3 protein-coding genes are annotated in these 2,068 nt (G+C 60.2%); 2 read left to right on the plus strand and 1 reads right to left on the minus strand.

Translation table 11 applies throughout. The features are described from left to right. Positions 1-1,106: TonB-dependent receptor plug domain-containing protein (locus EN939_RS31600; RefSeq protein WP_206528389.1), on the minus strand; the 1,106-nt coding region annotated here is incomplete at its 3' end. Positions 1,107-1,304: 198 nt separating this feature from the next. Between EN939_RS31600 and hemP the strand changes: the two genes are divergently transcribed. Continuing rightward, positions 1,305-1,517: a hemin uptake protein HemP gene (hemP, locus tag EN939_RS31605; RefSeq protein WP_127271521.1), complete on the plus strand. Its 213-nt coding sequence runs from the start codon at positions 1,305-1,307 to the stop codon at positions 1,515-1,517. Positions 1,518-1,641: 124 nt separating this feature from the next. Next, positions 1,642-2,068, plus strand: a 427-nt coding sequence (locus EN939_RS31610) for a ChuX/HutX family heme-like substrate-binding protein (protein ID WP_335930815.1), incomplete at its 3' end; no start/stop codon positions are given.

A 2,068-nucleotide genomic window follows, 5' to 3' on the forward strand; every position in this document is an offset into this window, starting at 1 on the left:
ATGCTGGTCGTGCCGATGTCGAATCTCGATGTCGAGCCAGCCGGCAAAACAACTGGAAGGCCGGTGCTCGGGTCAAACCGGTTGAGAGGCACGAGGCTGGTCAGATCGAGATTGGTCTTGTTGTAGGAGGTGTTGATATGGAGATCGAGCCAGCTCTTGTCCTCATCCGTAATGTTGTAGCGGGCGGTGAAGGTGTTCGACTTCAGGTCGACGTCATTGACCGGCACGCCGCCGCTGATCTCGTTCCAGCCGTCGCTTGAGCCGACCCAGCCGAGCTTCAGCTCACTGTTGTCGGTCGGCCGGATGGTGGTCTTGAGCAGGCCGCTAAGCACATCGAAGCCGGTGCCCTTGACGGTGTCGCCACCGCCATCCTTGTAGTCGTCATAGTTGCGGTAGACGATGTTGCCGAGCACGTCCCAGTTCTCGTTGAGGCGGTAGGCACCGGATGCGCTTGTTGTCCAGCCTTTGCCGTTGCTCTCATAGCGTCCCGTGACGGAGCCGGCCCATGTTTCTTCCGGCTTAAGGAAATCCCCGGCGTCCTTGGTGTCGAAGAAGACGACGCCGCCGATGGCGCCTGAGCCATAGGTGTTGGCGACAGGACCACGGATAACATCCACGGATTTAACGAGTTCGGGGTCGATGTAGAAGGTCGACTGCGTGCCGTGGTCGGAACGCTGGAAGTTCTGACGGGCGCCGTCGACGATGACCGCGACGCGACCAAAATCCTGCAAGCCTCGGATGTTGATACTGGTGCTGACGCGTCTGGCGTCGGCCTGCGCCGCGACACCGGGCACGCCAAGCAGCATCTCATTCGGCGTCGTCGCCATGCGGCGGTCGAGCTGTTCCTGGCCGACATGGCTGGTCGATGCCAGCGATTCGATCGCCGTCTCGCCGGTGCGGCTGATGACGAGGATCTTGTCGAGCAGCGTTGCTCCCGCTGGTGCGGCGTTTTCTTCTTCAGCCTTCTTCGTTTGCTCTGTCGGCTGCGCCGCTTGCTGGGCGTTAGCCAATTGCGCCGACAAGGCGATAGCCGCCACGCTTGCCAACAATGCCGCCGCGCCGTTCGCCGCCGACCGGCCACGCCATTCCCAAGTCACCAACCCCATGCCCCAACTCCAAAGTCCAGGTTTCATGCTGGCTGGCCCGGGGCTGGCTGGCATTTTTGATCGTCTCCGGCGTCTTAAATGTTGACTCATTTAATCCGGTATTGCACTGACTAGTAAACATGATTATTCAAGTCAAGAAATGAATCGGATTACGCAACGCCTAGCCAGACGCCCGGCACAGGAAAGGGATCGACAGAGATGAACACCCACAATCCCAACGATTTTCGCTATCGCGTCCGCCGTTCCGACGATGCCTCGGCCCCCACCCGTTTCGACCGGGTTCCGCTGGCGGTGCGAACCCTGTCCAGCAACACTCTGTTCCAGGGCGAGCACGAGATCGGCATCGAGCATCACGGTGCGCTCTACCGGCTGAAGATCACCCGTCAGGGCAAGCTCATTCTCAACAAGTAAGGCTAGAGCGGTTCACCGTTTCTCGGAAACGCCGAACCGCTCTAGCTCTTTGTTTTAACGCAATTCCGGACGGAAAACCGTTTCACACTTTTCCCGGAATTGCTCTAGGCAGCAGGGACGAAACATGGATCAGCGCGTAAAACCCGCCCCGCATGAAATCCGGCGGGCACGGACAGACAATCCGAAGACGCGCGAGCGTGATCTGGCTGCCCAGCTCGGCATTTCGGAAGCCGAACTGGTCGCCGCGCATTGCGGCGACGGCGTCGTGCTCATCGAGCCGCGCGTCAACGATCTTCTGACCGGCCTCGAGGCCGTCGGCGAGGTCATGGCGCTGACCCGCAATGAGAGCGCGGTGCACGAAAAGATCGGCGTCTATGACAAGGTCGTCACCGGCAACCACAATGCCATGGTGCTTGGCGAAAACATCGACCTGCGCATCTTCCCGAAGGTCTGGGCACACGGCTTTGCCGTCGAGAAGCGAGACGGCGACGAAATCCGCCGCAGCCTGCAGTTTTTCGATGCGGCGGGCGAGGCCGTGCACAAGGTGCATT

It is taken from the genome of Mesorhizobium sp. M7A.F.Ca.CA.002.05.1.1 (genome assembly GCF_003998335.1).
Lineage (GTDB): Bacteria > Pseudomonadota > Alphaproteobacteria > Rhizobiales > Rhizobiaceae > Mesorhizobium.